Genomic DNA, 18615 nt, shown 5'->3' with positions numbered 1-18615 from the left:
GTATGTCTCACTACTGAGACATACAACCAGATATTGCTGGTCAGTTCATATTGGTATGACTCTCCCCACAGGGTCAAAAAGTCGGTTGGACAGATGGCCCAGTAAATAGGTGTCGGTATTGGCGAAGGTAAGTCCTTCCAGAATTAGCCGAACCTCTTCAGCGGTCACCCGCCTGTAAATGGGCTTCATCGTGCCCCCATAGGCGCCTGCTTGGGCTAGGGGGTTCCATTGGTAGGGGGCGTCTACGAGGCTACCTCGGGCGGCCATGATAGGCGGTGGGCTGCCACTACCCCGGAAGTCGGGGTGGGCGGGGTGATCCAGCCCCAGTCCATGGCCAAACTCGTGGGTGGCCGTGGTGGAGAAGCCCAGCTCGTCGCTGGTGATCCAATGCCCGGCGTTATCGCCCAGCCCGAAGCCCATAAAAGAGCGTGTCAGCAGATTCTGGGCTTCGATTCGAATAAAATTATTTTTGTAATCGGTGTTGTGCCGGGCCAATTGCTGTACTTGATGGAAGTCTACACATTCCTGGGTAACCGTAAAATGGACCGTGGCCTGCTGTCCTCGTACCGGGAAGCTTACCTGAGGTTCATTGAATAGCCGATTGATTTCGGTTTCTATGGCTGCGCCGATTTGGGTGGTGGCCTGCTGGCCATAAAAAAATAAATGCGCTAAAACTTCGATTCGCTGTGTGGATGCCCTATAATGTATTTCTGCTGCCATGGGGGAAATGGGAATTGGTCAGGGTTTTAATTTACAGAATATTAGGAGCTTAATGCCCATGTGCTCAAACTTTTGTAAGTTTGATCCCCATTATTGGGAACCTTGCGGTAGGTACTGACATATTGATCTTTTATTAGGGGAAATTCCTAGCTTTTCTAAGGCCTAAACGATGCTTACAAAGGGAGTCCTTTATATGAAAGTAAAGATTTTTGACGAAAATATATCTTTATATTGGGATTGGGTAGCAAATTATATATATTCATTTTCTTTGTAACCCACTGCCATCTAAAGAATACCAATGGGTTGAATGAAAAAAATTTCATCGACTTGAATACCAGTTATAATGATCTCAAAAAAAGCTAAGTATGCCCTGAAAGCACTTAAAGTGCTCGCCGAACAATATGGAAAGGGTCCAGTTCTGATTTCTTATATAGCAGAAAAGGAACGTATTCCTAAAAAGTTTTTGGAGGCCATACTCCTGGATTTGCGCAATAATGGTGTGCTCCAAAGTCAAAAAGGGAAAGGTGGGGGTTATTTGCTACGCATGGCACCCGAAGAGGTGAGCTTCTCCAAAGTCCTTCGGATCATCGATGGGCCCATAGCCCCGGCACTCTGTGTATCGCTGCTATTCTATGGCAAATGCGACGACTGCAAGGACGAAGAGACCTGTAGCTTAAGAGTGGTGCTTGAAAAATGGAGAGATGCTAATTTAGAGGTTTTGGATAGTACTACGCTGAGCGATCTGCTGAAGGTGGATGCCGACAGTAAAAACGATCCCTTAATTCTATCGTAAGCGGTCGGTCCTCACATAGAGCCGGGTACCGTCGTAAATGCCTAAGTCGGTGTAATGCTGGCTTACATAACTGGCTAAGGGTGCAAAGGAGGGTATTCCTTGTGTGGGTACATCTTGCACCCACGCACTATTTTTGCCTACCGCATCCAATATAATAGCTGGCTGGGTCCGGGCTAGGTCCTTCATGTAGCGCTCCCTATATTTATCCCGCATTTCGTGCAAGAATATGGACCTTTCGGTATGGTTTTCAGCAGTAGCCTGGGCTAATTGTGCTTCCACATAATACAGACAATTCCAACCCCATACGGCCATATAATCGCCTTTTACAGCATACTTTTTAAGGGCTTTTACTACAGGGCTTTCGCTGAGGGTCGTATGTCCTACAGAGTCGAAGGCGTTGAGGCGATGTTCGCTACGATACATTTTGGCGTCGTTGACGGCAAACCAAGCCAATAAAATGACGGGGATCAGGGGGGTGTATTTTTCAAAAGAAGCCATACCCCAAGTGGCTAACAGGAGTAAGGGAATCGTTAAGAAATGCAGATAATGCACGAAGTCGTTGCCCGACTTGGTTACCGCATATACATTGGCCAGTAGAAAAAGAAATAGGGTGAGTAAAAGCAGTCCGTCGCGCTGATGATTGCGAAGCGCTCCAGGCCTAATAATGCCGTATACGAACAAACCGATAGGAAGTGCCAGTAGGAAGAGGTAAGCTTGGAAATCGGGGCTAAGCGTTAGTATATCGATGATTTGCCCAAAAATACTACTCTCATTCCCCCCCGCATAGATAACATTCCCCAGCAGATAAAAATCGATCAGGTCGGTGAACACCCCGAAATATACGGCCCAAAGGGCTACTATAACTGGGAAAGTTATCGCCCCTAGCAAAAGGGCTAATAGGGGTTTGGGCGCTTTATGTTTACGGAAATAGCCCCAACAAATCCAGGCTGCGCTGGCCCCAAGAACCACCGCCGGAGGTACCGCTTGTAGCTTGGCAAAAGGGATGAGGCCGGCTGCGAAGCCTAGGGCATAGCCATGGCTGGGTTTTAGGACGGCCTGGGTGTGTAGCTTCGAAAAAAGCCATAAACATAGGGATAACAGGAGCAAAGGCACCTGTTCGCTCGAATAATGTACCAGGTCGACCTCCTGGGTAAATCCCAATAATAAAAGGGGCATCATCCACATGACCCTCGATAGGCGGTGGGAGAACCAGTTTCGAAGGCAAAGCCATAAGAATAACAAGGTGCATAGGTTGGCCAGCAGCCCCATGACTCTGGCCGCAGTGAAGTCGATGGGGAGGCCTATTAACCCCGGAAGCGTCAGAAAATAATTGTCCAGAGGGCCTATGGTAGTACCATCCACCGACCGCCAGTATACGGGGTCCTGTAGTAGGGTGATGGCATGGCCGATCATCTGGCTTTCGTCGGGGTTTAGCTCCCTGTTGAATACGATAACGGGGAGGCGTATCGCCACAAACAGGGTGAGCCCCAAAAGGATAAATAAAGCCGTTGGGACTTTTTTGTGATACGCGGACACGACCACCAGTCCCGCTAAGGCAAAGCCAAGTAGCCAGTAAACAGTGGGTGTGGTATCGAAGTTGATCATGGGTTATCCGATGGTATCGACCGTGTCAACAAAGTCACGGTAATGAATGGCGGGTATAAAATGTTGCTGGGAACGGTACTGCAAAACCATAAATACCAGAAACAAAGATATCATAAAGGATTGTAACATCAGGATCATCAGCGTGCTGCCTAGGGTAGAAGCCCAGCCTGGAGTAGCATTGCCGATCACTTTGAGGAATAAAATTACGAATATAAATGCCACCGCCACGATAGACATCAGGATAGAGAATATCAGTATGCGTACCGCTGTGGTATCGACCATCACCGATATCGCACTCAGTCCATGAAGGATCAGCGATACGAAGTTCATCTGGCTATTTCCGGCCAAGCGCTTGGCCCGGTCTGTAGGCACCGAATCGTAGGGGATCCTAGAGCGGATGATCCCCCCCGGGTAATTGTTCCAGATCTCGGAAACTCTTACCAGATTTTGTAGTCGGCGTTGTGGTACCAGGCTGAAATTCCCGAATGTAATGACCTTGCCAGTTAGCTGCTTGAATAGGTGCTTATAGATCACATAAAAGAACCTAAAAAGGAAGCTTTCATTTCGCTTCTTCCTTTCAGCAAAAATAATTTTACCGGGCTCCTGCATCGATTTGGCCACCATTAAGTTGATGTCGGCCGGCGCATCCTCTCCGTCGGCATCCATCACCACCACCTTGTCGCAAGGGATATGCTCGGCCACATAGGAAAGGCCAATGGCAATAGATTTCTGGTGCCCCAGATTTCTATAAAGCCTCAATAGCTTCACCTCCTTGCCATTAAATGGAGGGAAAGGGGTCGTTTGATCCTTTGAGGAGCAGTCGTCTACTATGAGTAATGTGGTGTTGCTAAGCGTTTCTGGAGCCAGATCCTGGTTGATTTTGACAATCAACAGATTCAGCGCCTCCCAGTCGTTGAATTGGGGAATGACAATAACGAAGCTTTCGGCCATGGGGGAGGTAGAGTAGGCCACCCCACCAAGGCGGGGTGGCTAAGTGTTTTTTAACTATTTTGTAAGCGCAGACGGGACGAAATACCGTCATGAATCTGGGTAAGGGTCTCGGTGAGGCCATACTCCCAGTTCCAGCCTGGATAATGTTCTTTGAATTTGGTAAGGTCACTCACATACCAGATATGGTCACCAATGCGGTTGGTGTCGGAATACGAGTAGGAAAGTTTGTTGCCCGTAATTTCCTCACAAAGGGCGATAGCCTCCAGCATAGAGCAGTTGGCAAAACGACCTCCTCCAGCGTTATAAACCTCTCCTGCACGAGGATTTTGGTAGAAATGCCAGAACATATTCACCAGGTCATGGCTATGGATGTTGTCGCGAACTTGCTTTCCTTTATATCCGAAAATGGTGTAATGGTTGCCCGTGATGGCACATTTCATCAAATAGGCTAAGAAACCGTGTAGCTGGGCTCCCGAGTGGTTAGGACCCGTAAGACAGCCACCACGGAATACACCGGTTTTCATGCCGAAATACTTGCCATATTCCTGAACCATAATATCGGCCGCTACCTTAGAAGCACCAAAGACTGAATGCTTGGTATGATCGATGCTGTGCTGCTCGTCGATTCCATTCTTGAAATAAGCATGGTTCTCGTCGATCTCCCAACGCGTCTCCAGCTCTACCAATGGAAGGTAGTTAGGGTTATCGCCATATACTTTGTTGGTAGATGTAAAGATAAATACCGCATCAGGAGCGTTCAGGCGCGTCATCTCAAGCATATTGAGCGTTCCCACGGCGTTTACTCCAAAGTCGGTAAATGGTTCCTTGGCGGCCCAGTCGTGGCTAGGCTGCGCCGCTGCATGGACGATTAGCTTGATATCGCTGCCATATTCCTTAAATATAGGCTCCAATTGACTTACCTCCCTGATATCGGCAGCATAATGCTTATAATTGGAATATGCGTCCTGGATACGGCTTTTGTTCCAGTCTGTATTGCCATCGGCCCCAAAAAAATACTCTCTTAAATTATTGTCGATTCCGACTACAAGGTCAAACTTTTCAGAAAGAAAGGCGACCGATTCACTCCCAATCAGGCCGGCAGAGCCCGTTACAATGGCGATGTTCATATAGTGTAATTTGTCTTGATCTAAAAATATTTCTTTGGACGTGCTAAGCCTCTAAAATGTAAAGTAACTTAAAAATGGTGAGTTTCACCAAAATCTGACCTAAGTCTTTGTGTTGTTATATACTCACCGGTATCGTCGTATGTTCCAATAAGTAATGGAGATGGGCTGTAACCAGCCTTCAATCGGTGGTTGCAAAAGGCCATACTACTATTTCATTTTCCTATTACTCAGAATGGGGTATCTCTTCTCTAGCATGCTTTATGAATGGGATGTGCCTGGACTCCCATTCATAATACGCACCAAGACCCTATGGATTCTTCCTTTAAAGAACTAAATTCGTCATGGTTTTATGCATTTTAAATAGAAAATCCAATTTATGCAGGGTCATCCAATGACGAGGTTAGCGATACTGTTCACCTTTATATACGTTTCCATCATAGGGTCAGGGTGTCATCGAGCTTCAAATTCGGGCTTGACCATCTATCCTAGCAGGCCTGGCACTGAAATAAAAGTGGAAGAGGATCAGCTGTATTGGGAACTGGTGAATGGGGAAAATAATATCGATTGGCGACGACTTGATGGGACCTTAGAGTACATTAAAAAGGAATATGATTGTTCCGACTTTAGGATGGTTAACCTCATTCGGATTCTATATGAATTTGAAAATGATATACCGTTGCATTATAAAACCAAAATAGAAGATGTGCTCTTCCATTTTCGCTATTGGTTAGATGAACCCGGTGAAAATTCGATGTGCTACTGGAGCGAAAACCACCAGATACTTTTTGCCTCAGCTGAGTACCTTATTGGTCAAAAATATCCGACAAGCATCTTCCCAAATAGTGGATTAACAGGTCGGGATCATATGCTCAAAGCCCAAAAGCGTATCCTGGAGTGGTTGTCGATGCGCTGGAATTATGGGTTCACCGAATTCTATTCGAATGTGTATTACAAAGAAGATATTGGGGCATTGATCAACTTGATTGACTATGCAGCGGACGAGGAGATAACATCAAAAAGTAAGATCATCCTGGACTTACTCTTCTACGACATCGCGGCCCAAAGTTCAAAAACCATGTTTATTTCGGCAAGTGGGCGCGCTTATGAAAGAAATAGAAAGGGTGGAAAGGAGGCCAATCTAAGCGGTGTCACCCAATATTACTGGGGTAATGGTGAAAAATTGGATGCAGGGATGATGTATGGATTGATGGTCTCAAAAAAATATGAACTGCCTCCCATATTTAAAGAAATCGCTAGGGATAGCTCTAACTTGGTCATCAAGCAAAGCAATGGACTTGATATCGCTGAGCTAAAATCGGAAGGATACTTTGGCACAGACACCCGTAGCCTGATGATGCAGTGGGGGATGGAAGCCTTTGTCAATCCCAAAATCGTGCGCAACTCACTGGCTCATATTCGCTCCTATAGGATGTTCTCCAATGCGTTTACCGCCGATTTTAAGAAACTCGACAACCCGCTGTTGCGTTTTTTTCACCTGGAACCTCTAGCCGTCAATATCCTGAAACCACAACAAATTGGAACGGCTATTCAAAAAGGGAATACCTACACCTATAAGACTAATGACTACTCCATGTATACGGTGCAAAGCTATGATGTGGGTAATTATGCCGATCAGCACCATGTTTTTGGAATGAATATCAAGGATGAATTTGCTATATTTCACTGTCACCCTTATCTAGAAAAGGACGTGAAGTTTCAGTCTCCGAATTACTGGGTGGGCTATGGCCATCTTCCTCATTCGGTACAATACAAACATGTAAATCTTTCTATCTATCGGATACCAGCTAAAAAAGGAATGATGGAAAAGGATTTATTAAACTATACCCATGCGTATTTCCCAAAGGAAAAGTTTGACAGTACGATTGTCGAGGATCGCTATATCTTCGGAAAAAAAGGCGATAGCTACTGTGCGATGATTGGGGCTAACGATTTGATATTTAGAGAAGGTGATGCTGAAGACCTTATCCAACAAGGAAAAAGGGTATATTGGGTAACCGAAGCGGGATCAAAGTCGGAAGATGGGCCTTTTGAAGAATTTGTTAATCGTATTAAAACCAATAAAATTCAATTTAATGAGCGCAAGCTTACTTTAACCTATCAGAGCCAAGGGCATGTGTATGATCTGAAATACGACGATGCCCTCAAGGTCGATGGAGCTTTGTTGAATACCGCTTACAAAAGATTCGATTCGCCCTATATTCAAGCGGAGAAAAAAGCCAAAACGTTTGAATTTAATTTTAATGGAAAGACGCTTTTTCACGATTTTGAAAATAATGTTAGAACCTATTAATTGTTTATAATCATTTCGGGATTTATGGATGGATGGTTGTGGGCAGGTATTGGCTAACCACAAGGTGAGGAACGAGGAGCCTGGTCAAGAGGGAGATTGTCGAAACCCAGAATGAGTGAGTTTATATGATTCCTTCCCGACTCAAATATACCACTGCCTTGTCTACGACGGTAGTATGCCCCCCTGGGAGTATTAAGAAATGGTCGTGGGGAAGGAGCTTGGCTAGGGGTTTTACGGCTGAGGGCTTTAGTAATTTGTCGTATTCTCCGACGATCAAATACAATTCAACTGGCTGTCGGGCGATCTGCACGTACCAGGCAGGGATATCGAAACGTAGCCGTCGGAACCCTACCCAGGCGTTATAAAGTCTTAGACGCTTGGTGTTGGTATTCATGATTTGTTCCGTAAACCGCAATAGGCTCTTGTTTACCAATCCGATATTTTTGAGACCTCGCACCAATTTAAAGAATAATTGGGGGTGCGTCATTTGCCGCTTCAATATCAGTCGGCCGAGGGGCCAACGGGTTGCCATATGGTAGACTGGGTGCTCGGAGACACCGTCGGGTGCTATCAGGTAGGCCTTGTCGATACGGTCGGCGAAGGCTTCGAGGGTGGCCATAGCAAAGCGGCCTCCTATGCTAAACCCGATGACGTCGAAACGGTCGATGCCTTCTTTCTGTAAGAAGGTGCTAATCTGCTCGGCAAGCTGCTTTTTGCTGATCGCTTGGGAGGCGTCGATGGGAGCGGTGCTAGCCTGCCGACCATGAAAGTAAAGGTCGAAGGCATATACGGTGTAGTGCTCACTCCATTGCTCAGCTAGCGGGGCATAGCATTCGGGGCCCGTTTGACCGATGCCATGAAAGGCCAGCAGAGGCCTGGTGCCAGCAATAGGCTGAGGGGGAAGGACCGTTACGTGGAGCATAAGGTATTGGTAATGCCCTCCGAAAGAAAATGTTCCGAAGGGCATCGACGATATAAAGCAATAATTAAGATTCCATTAGGTAAGCCTTGATAAAATCGTTGATATCACCATTTAACACGGCATCGGTGTTAGAGGTTTGGTGATCGGTGCGGTGGTCTTTCACCCTCCGGTCGTCCAGTACATAACTCCTGATCTGCGAGCCCCATTCGATTTTCCGTTTGGAGGCCTCTACTTCTGCCCTAGCAGCATTCCGCTTTTCGAGCTCGATTTGGTACAGGCGCGATTTCAGAAGTCGAATAGCCACCTCCTTGTTCATCAGCTGAGAGCGTTCCTGCTGACAAGCGATAATAATTCCAGAAGGCTTATGGTGTAGGCGCACGGCCGTTTCCACCTTATTGACATTCTGCCCACCGGCACCTCCCGATCGATAGGTGTCCCAGGTGATATCGGCCGGATTGACGTCGATCTCGATATCGTCGTTGGCCAATGGATACACATATACCGAAGTAAAGGAGGTATGCCTCCTGGCATTAGAGTCGAACGGAGAGATCCTTACGAGGCGATGAACTCCATTTTCGGACTTTAAGTTGCCATAAGCATATTCTCCATCGATTTCCAAGGTCACCGACTTGATTCCCGCCACGTCGCCATCTTGCAGGTCTACCTCACGGACTTTATAGCCGTTTTTCTCGGCCCACATGATGTACATCCGCATAAGCATGGATGCCCAGTCTTGAGACTCGGTGCCCCCGGCTCCGGAGTTGATCTCGATAACGGCAGGTAGGTCGTCGCCTTCTTCACCCATCATTTTCCGGAACTCGATTTCATCGAGCTTGTCGGAGAGTTTTTTGCCCTCCTCGTCCACCTCTTCTTCGGTGGCTTCGTCGGCCTCGTAAAATTCCCAGATGGTATCCAGGTCGTCACGTAGTCCTGAGAGCTCTTCGAAACCGTTGGTCCAGAATTTCAATCCACGGATTTCGCGCATGGTTTTTTCTGCCCGCTTGGAGTCGTTCCAAAATTCGGGTTGAACGGTCTGTTGTTCTAAATCGTCTAGTTGTCTTTTTCGGTTATCGTAGTCAAAGATACCTCCCCAAAGCCTGTACACGGGCTTTCAAGTCTTTCAATTGCTCAAGTGTCATTTGAAGTTTGAATTTTAGTGAAAAAAAATATTTAAAGCGACCGTGCTCATATGCATTAGCGTAGAGGCCAACAAGGGCTTGGACGCTACGGTCTGTGGATTGGTAGCTTGCGAGTAGGACAAAAAGCACAATCCATTGAACTGCAAAGCTACAACTTTTCCTTTTATGGTAAGAAGCTATTAAATACCACCCTTTGTCGGTGCAGTGTTTCTCGTAAATCGTCTTACATTTGTAACAAATTTATGACAACCCATTTCTTTACCAATAAAAACAATAGAAAATGGCTCAAACTTATGACGTGATCGTGATTGGAAGCGGTCCCGGTGGTTACCCCGCTGCAATTCGTGCCTCCCAACTTGGTTTAAAAGTAGCAATTGTTGAAAAGGAAAGTTTAGGTGGTATCTGCCTGAACTGGGGATGTATCCCTACCAAAGCCCTTTTGAAGAGTGCGCAGGTATTCGAATATATCAAGCATGCCAAGGATTACGGTATCAATGTAAGCGAATCGTCTGCGGACTTCGGTGCAGTGATCAAAAGAAGCCGCGGTGTGGCCGAAGGTATGAGCAAAGGGGTCGCCTTCCTGATGAAGAAGAATAAGATCGACGTCATCATGGGGGCTGGAAAGGCCAAAGGGGTTAAAACCGTTGAGGTTACCGATAAAGATGGTAAAAAGGTGGATTATACGGCCAACAAAGGGGTGATTATCGCCACCGGTGCCCGTGCCCGCGAATTGCCAAATATTAAAATTGACGGACAAAAGGTAATTGAATACCGCAAGGCCATGAGCCTTGAAAAGCAGCCTAAGTCGCTACTCGTAGTAGGGTCGGGTGCTATCGGGATGGAGTTTGCCTATGTATATGCAGCTATGGGAACGAAGGTTACCGTGGTTGAATTTATGCCCAACCTGGTTCCTGTAGAGGACGAAGATATCTCGAAGGAAATCGCCAAGCAATACAAAAAACTGGGCGTGGATACGTATGTAAACTCTTCCGTGGAGAAAGTAGACACTAGCGGTGAGGGATGCAAGGTGTTGGTGAAAACGCCAAGCGGAGAGAAAACTTTTGAAGTAGATGTAGTACTCTCGGCTGCCGGAATCGTTTCGAATATCGAGAACATCGGTTTGGAAGAAACGGGTATCAAGACCGATAAAGGCAAAATTGCCGTTAACGAATGGTACGAAACTAGCGTTCCTGGATTCTATGCCATCGGCGACTGTACCCCTGGGCCTGCCTTGGCACACGTGGCGACGGCCGAAGGAATTATCTGCGCCGAGAAATTGGCCGGACATAAGACCGAAGCCCTAGACTATGGCAACATCCCTGGATGTACCTACTGCCAGCCTGAGATCGCTTCCGTTGGCTTTACCGAGAAAAAAGCGCGGGAAGCAGGTTATGATATTAAGGTCGGCAAATTCCCCTTCATGGCTTCTGGAAAAGCATCTGCTGCCGGAGCGAAAGAAGGTTTTGTAAAAGTAATCTTTGATGCCAAATATGGTGAATTCCTAGGAGCGCATATGATTGGTATGAACGTAACTGAGATGATCGCCGAGGTGGTAGTGGCCCGTAAGCTAGAAACCACTTCTCATGAGATCCTCCGTTCAGTACATCCTCACCCTACCATGTCGGAAGCGGTGAAAGGTGCTACCGAAGCGGCTTATGGAGAGGCTATCGACTTGTAGTCGTTGAGGATATTACAAAAAGGTGTGGGGCGTTCCCCCACACCTTTTTTATGGGTTTTCTATTTTATCTTTTTACGCCGTTCCATGGCCTCTCTCCAAGTGGTGAGGATGATTCCTTCTTTTTCTATATAAGCCTTCAGCTTAGGGTCGATCATCGCCAAGAAATCGCCCTGGCGCGTTGGCCAGGAGTCGGAGATATGAGGGAATATTTCGGAATGAATGGTGCAGTGCATAATCACCATGGTCAGGCCTGGTTTTACATTCTCCAGGGCCTGAATGTACTTTTCAGTTTTATAAGCCTGCAATGCCTCTGGGCTTTTGTCGCCCGACTCGGGCTCTTTCCAACCATAGCTACTGTTTTCTAGGTCGTCGAGTACGGGTAAGCCTGCCGCCCACAACATTTGCCCTACCTTGCGGGTCATTTGCAGCTGCTCGGCTACGAGCTCTTCCTGCGACTGGGCCACGGTGTTATGGCCACCAGGAAACATCACCGGGATTTTCTCTTCCATACCTACTTTTAGATACCGCTCTATATATTCGGGAGTGGCGAAGAGGGTACCCATATGCGAGTCCATATGGGTGGGTTCGAAGCCCATTTCCCGGGCCCGGGCCAGTTGGGCGCGAATCTCGATCTCGATCTCGTCGGGCGTGGCGTTTTTGACTACATCGCGTACTCCTTTCCGCAATGCCCCTTCCGAGTCGACCAACCCCTTTACCTGAGGTTTGCCGGCTAAGGGCCCCCAGCGGTAGTCTTTGAACTCCGAGGTCATGGTCAGGTGCAAGCCGGCATCGACGGTGGGGTTCTCCTTTAGATAATGCACGAAACCCGGTACCCAAGGACAGGGCATCATCACACTTAGCGAATTGGCTACCCCTTCTTCCATGGCACGAATGGCCCCCTGGTTCGACTCGTAGGACATGCCTACGTCGTCTATATGCATAATGATGATTTTTTTCCCTTTGGGGTAGCCGAGCTTTTCGGCAAAGGTGGTGGCGGGCGATTGGGCCTGAGACATATGACCTAGCAGCGTCAATACTGCAATAAACGCGATTCTTTTCATTTGTTTGTTGGATTGTAGGATGGTTAATAGTAGCCTATAGTACGCTGTCCTTAACCAATGGTACTAATGTCCCGACAGAAAAACAATTCGATCGTGACTTTTTGGTCGCTTACTTCACCCACCCAGGCCCTCTTGGCCTGCACTCCGTTGGCCTTGCTGAGTACCACCTAATACATGCTCGCCGCATGCCCAGGAAGGGTTATGTTTTCGCAGTGGAAGCCTGCTCCTATTATCGAACGACTGTGGGTTATTAGAAACATCACAAGGTTTACCACCAATCCGCTCCTATTTACTCCTCTACAGACTCCTACTATCGATATTGAAGGGCCTATCGGTGATCCTGACTTTCGAAGTTTTGCTAGCCTTGTCCCTGATTTGGGGATAAAATATTTGTAGGGCTAACCTTAAAGTTTGATTTGTTTTTATAATTATTTCCCATTCACTACTACTCAAGACTATCTGGCATAACAGGAAATGTTGAGAAAATTACTTTGGCAGTTTTTATGGCATGAGCATAAATATAACATGCAATTGTCCGAATTTGACAGTTTACAAGAAGGCCTGCGGATGATAGAGAGAGCGATAGGCGGACTGAAATCTCTTAAAGGTGCTTGGAGGAGCTGTCCTAAGCCATCCTCAGTATTTTCAAAAACAGCCATCTTCTATCCGCACTTAGTATAATAAATAGCCACTTGCTATAATCTGTTTTTGATTGGATTGGTGTATCGACTCAATACTGACGCGAATAGGATGACCTCTCCAAACCCCATTGAAGGTCAGCTGACTGGGAGGAACCATGTTGTTCTCGTCTCCATACGTCTGATTTAGGCTTTGGATTTTTTGGGGAAGGTCGCAGGTTAGGACCTGTTGGCCTTGCCTAGCGACTAAAAGTTTGTTTTGGTGCATGGTTATTTTCCAGCCTTCCGTCTCTAAAGGTACGTCGATGGAAGTATTGAATGAAAGCAAGGTTGAAAACCCTTCGATATCCATCAAAGCCTTCGGTCCTACACTGTAAGTGAACTCTTGAAATGGGGTATTTTGGTTCGCTATTTTTTTGAGCAAGTACTGGTGTTGGTCGTATCGGGAAGCCAGTTTATTGTCTGTCGGTTGGGGGAAATAGGAAGCCAGAACTGTAGTATCCCTATCCCTGAAATAGTCCACGATAGACAGTAACTGTTCATAGTCGTCGGCAGGAAGGGTTGCCTGATGCGTGATGACCCCTTCGGTGTTGAGGAGTTGATGGTTCACTACCAGCCGTTGGAAAGTTTTAAGCTGGCTTTTCTCCGACACTTCAAAGATATTCCAAGGGCCTAATACCAAAAAGACGCAGATTAGGGAGAGACTGATGGGTATCCAAATGATCTCTTTTCTTCGACTGAATAAAAAATAGAGGGCAAGAGCCGCCAGCCACAGGGCGAGCGTGACGACGATGTAGCGATTTTCGGTGATGCCATAATCGTTGATTCTTCGGAGAATCCCTACAAATAATAGAATCAGCAGGGGCAACAGGGCCAGGTAGAACCTGCGACTGAAAAGAACGATCCATCTTTCGGTAAGCACCTGCCGCAAGGGATACAAAAGTAATAAGGCAAAAATACCCGCCACAGAAAAGGCAAGAACCAAATAGGCCACACCTCCTGAAGGGAGGCTCCACTCCAAGAGGATCTTACCCGTGTAGGCATAGAGAATCACTAGGTATACGATTTCTAGGGGTAGTAACACATATTGGGTAAATATTTTGAGTCCCTTGGGGTAAGCCGTTTCCAAGTCTAAGGCGGCCAGGTCGGTAGGGATTTTGCTTAAGAAAAATACGCTATGGAAGAAAGAGAGGATTAAAACTGCTACGTCGGCTTCGATCTCGAAAAGGTATTCGATATTGAAAAGGAAACGGACGGTTTGCACGGCGACCATCAGCCCAATGTACAGGGTGACGGCATAAAGGGTAGCATTTAGGAATTGGAGGAATAGGGCCTTATTGAATTGCCAAAATCCGTTGGATTCTCTATAGTTCAAAAACGGAGCATAGGCTACTAGCAAATGGGCCGCTAGGAAAAGGATGCCAAATCGGTAGTAGTCGATCAAGGAGGGCTTGGCATTGATTCCGAAAAAGTAATACGTCAGCAGAATGACCGATAATGCCAGGAACCCTAGTAGTTTGGATCGGAAGCGGGAGGAGGTCCTTTCGGCGGCCAGAGATATCCCTATCATAAGCGGGCAGGCGAGCAGCAGGACTAGGATCAGCTTGTCTAGGACATCTCGGTATCCCGGCGACTGGTGTTGACTCTCTATCCGCCACACCATCAGGATAGAACGCCCCAAGACGAGCCCAAGGACCCATTGAAACCTTGAGATGGTTTGTAGGGTGCTGGTTTTTAGTGCTCCAAAAGAGATTGATTGAAACATACTACTGAGAATTTAAGATAGCGTGCGTGTAAAGTAACTTAATTTTCAAGACAATACCTGTTACCTTTGCACGTTTTAATGCCCAAGCTACCTCTTTTCGATTATATGCAATATAGACTACCCCTTTTAGTGGCCGTATTGGCCCTGGCCGTGCAACCGACACTAGCTCAGCATTTTTCGCTGAGTCGACTGTTCTATCCGAATGTGACCCTTAAGGCCGAATACGCCGTTCCCTCTCCCATGGGCAACAGCCAGGAGTATGGCTTGAGTAAGGCGGGGTTTTTGGGTATTATTCCCTTGCAAAGTGAGGTGCAGCTCGGTTTTAGCCTTAAGAAAAAGCTAGACCTTAGGGCCGTTCATACCGTGATGCTGGCGCAGTATAACCAGCTTCAGCCAACGATAGGGGGTATTGACAATCCTGAAAATGGTTATAAAACCCTTTCATTGGGGGTGCTACGCATGCAGGCGAGTATAAAGGACAAGCTATGGGTATATGGGGGTGGCTTAGGGATCACAGAGACCAACGAAACGTTGTTTACGCCTCAACCCTTTATATGGGGTGGGGGAGCTCGTATGCATATTTTGGGCCTGAAAACTCAAATTCTATACGGATCCATTTTGGCCTATAACCAGAAAATAAAATTTGTTCCTGTTTTTGGAATCAACAAGGGGATCGGGAAACAATGGCGTATATCGGCCCTATTGCCTTTTATGGTTAATGCCAATTACAAAGCCACCAAATGGTTTAATATGGATATGTTTGCCGGATTGAATGGCTATTCGGGGGGCTTTCAGGTACAAACCCCAGAGGAAAAATTATTGAGAAGGGAGAACTACCGACAAATCAAGCTAGGATTGTCGGGCAATGTGCATGTATTTTCGGTGTTGAATGTATCGGTGGAGGCGGGATTGTCCACCTTCCGTCAGGTTAGGACCTTCAACAGCGCCCGGGAGAACCTTACCTCGTATACGCCCCAGGCCACTCCTTATATCGGTGCCAGCGTGCGGTATATCACGCATCGCTCCAAATTCTCGTCCAAGTTTATCCGTAAAATGGGCATAGGCCAAACGGGTATCAATTGGTAATATCCGGTTGGCCTATGGGTTGTTTTTTAACCTAACTTTTCCGCTAGGGTATCGAGCTTTTCGGCTTCTATCTGGAGGCGGGCCTTGTCGATAGGCACCACGCCTATGCGCTCGCATACCAGTCCTCCTCCCAGGTTAGAGATGGCGGCTATAAGCGTGGGGGGTAGCTGCAGGGCCACACAGCAGGCGGCGATGCTGATCACCGTATCGCCTGCGCCCGATACGTCGGTGATTTGACGAATATGGGCCGGCAAATGGCACTGTTCCTGTTGGTAGTCGATATAGACGCCTCTTTCGGAGAGGGTGATAAGGGCTCCATCTGCTTGCAGGCGTTCCTTCAATAGGACCACGGCATTGGCGAGTTCCACAGGGTTATCCACATTGAACTCAATTTTAAGGCCTTCCCGCAGTTCTTTCAGGTTGGGCTTGAAAAGTGTGGTGCCTTGGTAGGCTAGAAAGTTTCTTTTCTTAGGGTCTACTACGGTAGGTACACCGTGCTGTTTGGCTAGGGCGATCATCCCGGCGATGGTCTTGCTGGTGAGCACGCCTTTGTCATAGTCTTCAAATATGATCACCTGGCAAGAGGGAATCAGCTCTGCGGCTTTTTGAAGAAGGAGCTCTTGTTCCTGATCCGAAATATCCTTTTCCGTTTCGGTATCGATGCGAACTACCTGCTGAGAGCCGGCGATAATGCGTTCTTTGATGGTGGTGATGCGCTGGGGGCTTCTGATGAGGCCATCGCAGTTGAGGCCCTTTTGCTTTAGGCTTTCCTCCAACAGGTCGCCGGGGCCGTCGGTACCAATCACCGAGCAGACGATTGCCTCGGCACCCAAGGCCTGGACGTTCAGCAATACGTTGCCGGCACCACCCAGGCGGTACTCCCTTCGGGTAACCTGCACCACCGGGACAGGGGCTTCGGGGGATATTCTTTCCGCCTTTCCCCATACATAGGAGTCCAGCATGACGTCGCCTACTACTAATACTTTTAGTTGATTGAATGCTTCAAATAACTGCGGGATTTCCATGGATTAACTTTTTTGACGTAAATAGTGCGGTGGAGGAGATGGTCCTTACTACCGACAAGTTACTGAACTTGATGTGTGAAATGTAGGCTCGAAACCTGAAATCTCTTGTTTAAATAGAGCCTATGTGCATCGGTTCGAGCCACATTGACACTCGAATCCAGATGGACCTGGTCTATGTTTTTTGTTTTCGCATATTCCAATATCCAGTCTATCAACTTGCCCGCATGGCCTTTGCCACGGGCGGCTGGGAGTGTCGATAGGTCGTCGATATAGATGTATTTGCCGCGGATAAGGTTATAACCCGTTTCAAATACGGCCACCGAAATGGCTTCTCCTTCTTCTTCGATGAAGATAACTTGCCTACGGTCGGCCAGGGTTTGGTGCATAGCCGGTAAATACTGCTCGTCGGTGATGGCGGGCCGCAGCGCCTGAATGGCCTTTCGGCATTTCAGGGCGTCTGCATCCGTTTTTACGCATTGTATAGTACTCATGCCTTGGTCGATGGGAAGGTCAGGTTAGATAGGCTATGGCCTAATTTATCTCTTTTAGTCCTCAAATAGTCTTCGTTATGGGGGTTAGAGGGAATTTCTATCGCAATGGTGTCGACAATCTCTAGCCCATAGCCGATCAGGCCGGCGCGTTTTTTGGGATTGTTGGTAATGAGTTTTAGTTTGGACACTTCCAAATCCCGGAGTATCTGAGCCCCTACGCCATAGTCGCGTTCGTCGACGGTAAACCCTAACTCTAGGTTGGCTTCTACGGTGTCGCGGCCCATTTCCTGTAATTTATAGGCCTTTAGCTTATTGAGTAAGCCAATTCCCCGGCCCTCCTGATTCATATATACGATGACCCCTTTGCCGACCTTGTCGATCATGTCCATGGCGGCATGCAGCTGAGGACCACAGTCGCAGCGGCAGGAGCCGAAGATATCGCCAGTTACGCAGGACGAGTGCACGCGTACCATCACTTCTTCGTCTTTTTCCCAGCTTCCTTTTACCAAGGCCAGGTGAAGGGCGCCATTATTAACTTGTCGGTAGCAGATCAACTCAAAATGTCCCCAATTAGTAGGCATATCGACGCCTATTTCCCTTTTTATAAGGCTTTCTTTTTTTAGGCGGTATTCGATCAGATCTTTGATCGATACTAGCTTTAACGAGAGTTTGTCGGCAATTTGGCGTAGCTCTGGTAGGCGGGCCATGGTACCATCTTCGTTGAGAATCTCTACTAATACCCCAGCTGGCGACATACCCGCCAGCCTAGGAAAGTCGATCGCCGCTTCCGTATGACCCGTCCGCCGCAGTACACCGCCGGCTTTGGCTTTCAAGGGGAAAATATGTCCAGGACGCCCGAGGTCTTCGGGCTTGGTGTCGGGATTGACTAAGGCCAAAATGGTATTGGCGCGGTCGCTTGCCGATATGCCGGTGGTACAGCCGTGGCCCAGCAAGTCCACCGATACCGTAAAGGCCGTTTCGTGTAGCGCCGTATTGTTGCCTACCATCATTTCGAGGTTTAGGGCTTCACAGCGCTCTTCGGTGATGGGGACACAGATAAGGCCCCGGCCCTCGCGAGCCATAAAATTAACAATTTCGGGGGTGATGGACTCGGCGGCGCAAACGAAGTCCCCTTCGTTTTCCCGATCTTCGTCGTCGACTACTATGATGACCTCGCCTCGTTGGATGGAGGCGATGGCGTCCTCGATGCTATCTAACTTTATCGAATTACTATTATTATCCATTAGTCTGGTAGGTGAAAAATAGTTTCACTGAATTACGCGTTAAAGGTGCAAAGTTAAAG

15 protein-coding genes are annotated in these 18615 nt (G+C 47.6%); 4 read left to right on the top strand and 11 right to left on the bottom strand.

The window, feature by feature from the left end; translation table 11 throughout:
* Positions 1-45 precede the first annotated feature (45 nt).
* Entirely contained in the window at positions 46-720 is a 675-nt protein-coding gene (locus CLV98_RS17800; protein WP_109676436.1) for a peptidase M10, read from the bottom strand.
* Positions 721-1063: 343 nt separating this feature from the next.
* On the opposite strand from CLV98_RS17800, the gene CLV98_RS17795 reads away from it, so the two are divergent.
* Complete coding sequence (locus CLV98_RS17795) at positions 1064-1513, top strand: RrF2 family transcriptional regulator (RefSeq protein ID WP_109676434.1); 450 nt, start codon at positions 1064-1066, stop codon at positions 1511-1513.
* Here the strand turns inward: CLV98_RS17795 and CLV98_RS17790 are convergent.
* Genes CLV98_RS17790 through CLV98_RS17780 form a run of 3 tightly spaced genes read right to left on the bottom strand, consistent with a single transcriptional unit; the run spans position 1505 to position 5196 of the window.
* Complete coding sequence (locus CLV98_RS17790) at positions 1505-3118, bottom strand: hypothetical protein (RefSeq protein WP_109676432.1); 1614 nt, start codon at positions 3116-3118, stop codon at positions 1505-1507. The genes CLV98_RS17795 and CLV98_RS17790 overlap by 9 nt on opposite strands.
* Positions 3119-3121: 3 nt before the next feature.
* Positions 3122-4069 carry a glycosyltransferase gene (locus tag CLV98_RS17785; RefSeq protein WP_109676430.1) on the bottom strand — a complete coding sequence of 316 codons (948 nt, stop codon included), beginning with the start codon at positions 4067-4069 and terminating at the stop codon, positions 3122-3124.
* 50 nt (positions 4070-4119) lie between these two features.
* Positions 4120-5196, bottom strand: a complete 1077-nt coding sequence (locus tag CLV98_RS17780; RefSeq protein ID WP_109676428.1) for an NAD-dependent epimerase/dehydratase family protein — start codon at positions 5194-5196, stop codon at positions 4120-4122.
* 472 nt (positions 5197-5668) lie between these two features.
* On the opposite strand from CLV98_RS17780, the gene CLV98_RS17775 reads away from it, so the two are divergent.
* Complete coding sequence (locus CLV98_RS17775; RefSeq protein ID WP_146202306.1) at positions 5669-7507, top strand: hypothetical protein; 1839 nt, start codon at positions 5669-5671, stop codon at positions 7505-7507.
* Between the two features lie 121 nt (positions 7508-7628).
* On the opposite strand, the gene CLV98_RS17770 is transcribed toward CLV98_RS17775, so the two are convergent.
* The gene (locus tag CLV98_RS17770; RefSeq protein WP_109676676.1) at positions 7629-8429 is read right to left on the bottom strand and encodes an alpha/beta fold hydrolase; all 801 of its coding nucleotides are present in this window, start codon (positions 8427-8429) and stop codon (positions 7629-7631) included.
* A gap of 64 nt (positions 8430-8493) precedes the next feature.
* Positions 8494-9568, bottom strand: a protein-coding gene (prfB, locus tag CLV98_RS17765; RefSeq protein ID WP_109676424.1) for a peptide chain release factor 2 whose coding sequence is annotated in 2 segments (ribosomal slippage) — positions 8494-9507 and positions 9509-9568 — 1074 coding nt in all. Because the reading frame shifts where the segments join, the coding sequence is not laid out codon by codon here.
* A 280-nt stretch (positions 9569-9848) separates the two neighbouring features.
* Here prfB and lpdA point away from each other — a divergent pair.
* Complete coding sequence (lpdA, locus tag CLV98_RS17760; protein ID WP_109676422.1) at positions 9849-11246, top strand: dihydrolipoyl dehydrogenase; 1398 nt, start codon at positions 9849-9851, stop codon at positions 11244-11246.
* 59 nt (positions 11247-11305) lie between these two features.
* Here the strand turns inward: lpdA and CLV98_RS17755 are convergent, their stop codons facing one another.
* Positions 11306-12307, bottom strand: coding sequence for a polysaccharide deacetylase family protein (locus tag CLV98_RS17755; protein WP_109676420.1), 1002 nt, complete (start codon positions 12305-12307; stop codon positions 11306-11308).
* 672 nt (positions 12308-12979) lie between these two features.
* On the bottom strand, positions 12980-14710 hold the full coding sequence (locus CLV98_RS17740) for a DUF4153 domain-containing protein (protein WP_109676414.1): 1731 nt from the start codon (positions 14708-14710) through the stop codon (positions 12980-12982).
* A gap of 105 nt (positions 14711-14815) precedes the next feature.
* On the opposite strand from CLV98_RS17740, the gene CLV98_RS17735 reads away from it, so the two are divergent.
* Positions 14816-15796: a hypothetical protein gene (locus CLV98_RS17735; protein ID WP_109676674.1), complete on the top strand. Its 981-nt coding sequence runs from the start codon at positions 14816-14818 to the stop codon at positions 15794-15796.
* Positions 15797-15822: 26 nt separating this feature from the next.
* Here the strand turns inward: CLV98_RS17735 and CLV98_RS17730 are convergent, their stop codons facing one another.
* Genes CLV98_RS17730 through CLV98_RS17720 form a run of 3 tightly spaced genes read right to left on the bottom strand, consistent with a single transcriptional unit; the run spans position 15823 to position 18556 of the window.
* Complete coding sequence (locus CLV98_RS17730) at positions 15823-16821, bottom strand: bifunctional heptose 7-phosphate kinase/heptose 1-phosphate adenyltransferase (protein ID WP_109676412.1); 999 nt, start codon at positions 16819-16821, stop codon at positions 15823-15825.
* A gap of 59 nt (positions 16822-16880) precedes the next feature.
* Positions 16881-17312: a GNAT family N-acetyltransferase gene (locus tag CLV98_RS17725; protein ID WP_109676410.1), complete on the bottom strand. Its 432-nt coding sequence runs from the start codon at positions 17310-17312 to the stop codon at positions 16881-16883.
* Positions 17309-18556, bottom strand: coding sequence for a bifunctional 3,4-dihydroxy-2-butanone-4-phosphate synthase/GTP cyclohydrolase II (locus tag CLV98_RS17720; protein ID WP_109676408.1), 1248 nt, complete (start codon positions 18554-18556; stop codon positions 17309-17311). Before CLV98_RS17720 ends, CLV98_RS17725 begins: the two co-directional genes overlap by 4 nt.
* Positions 18557-18615 lie beyond the last annotated feature (59 nt).

Source organism: Dyadobacter jejuensis, assembly GCF_003149085.1.
GTDB lineage: Bacteria > Bacteroidota > Bacteroidia > Cytophagales > Spirosomataceae > Dyadobacter > Dyadobacter jejuensis.
This window is presented reverse-complemented; position numbering and strand designations above follow the sequence as displayed.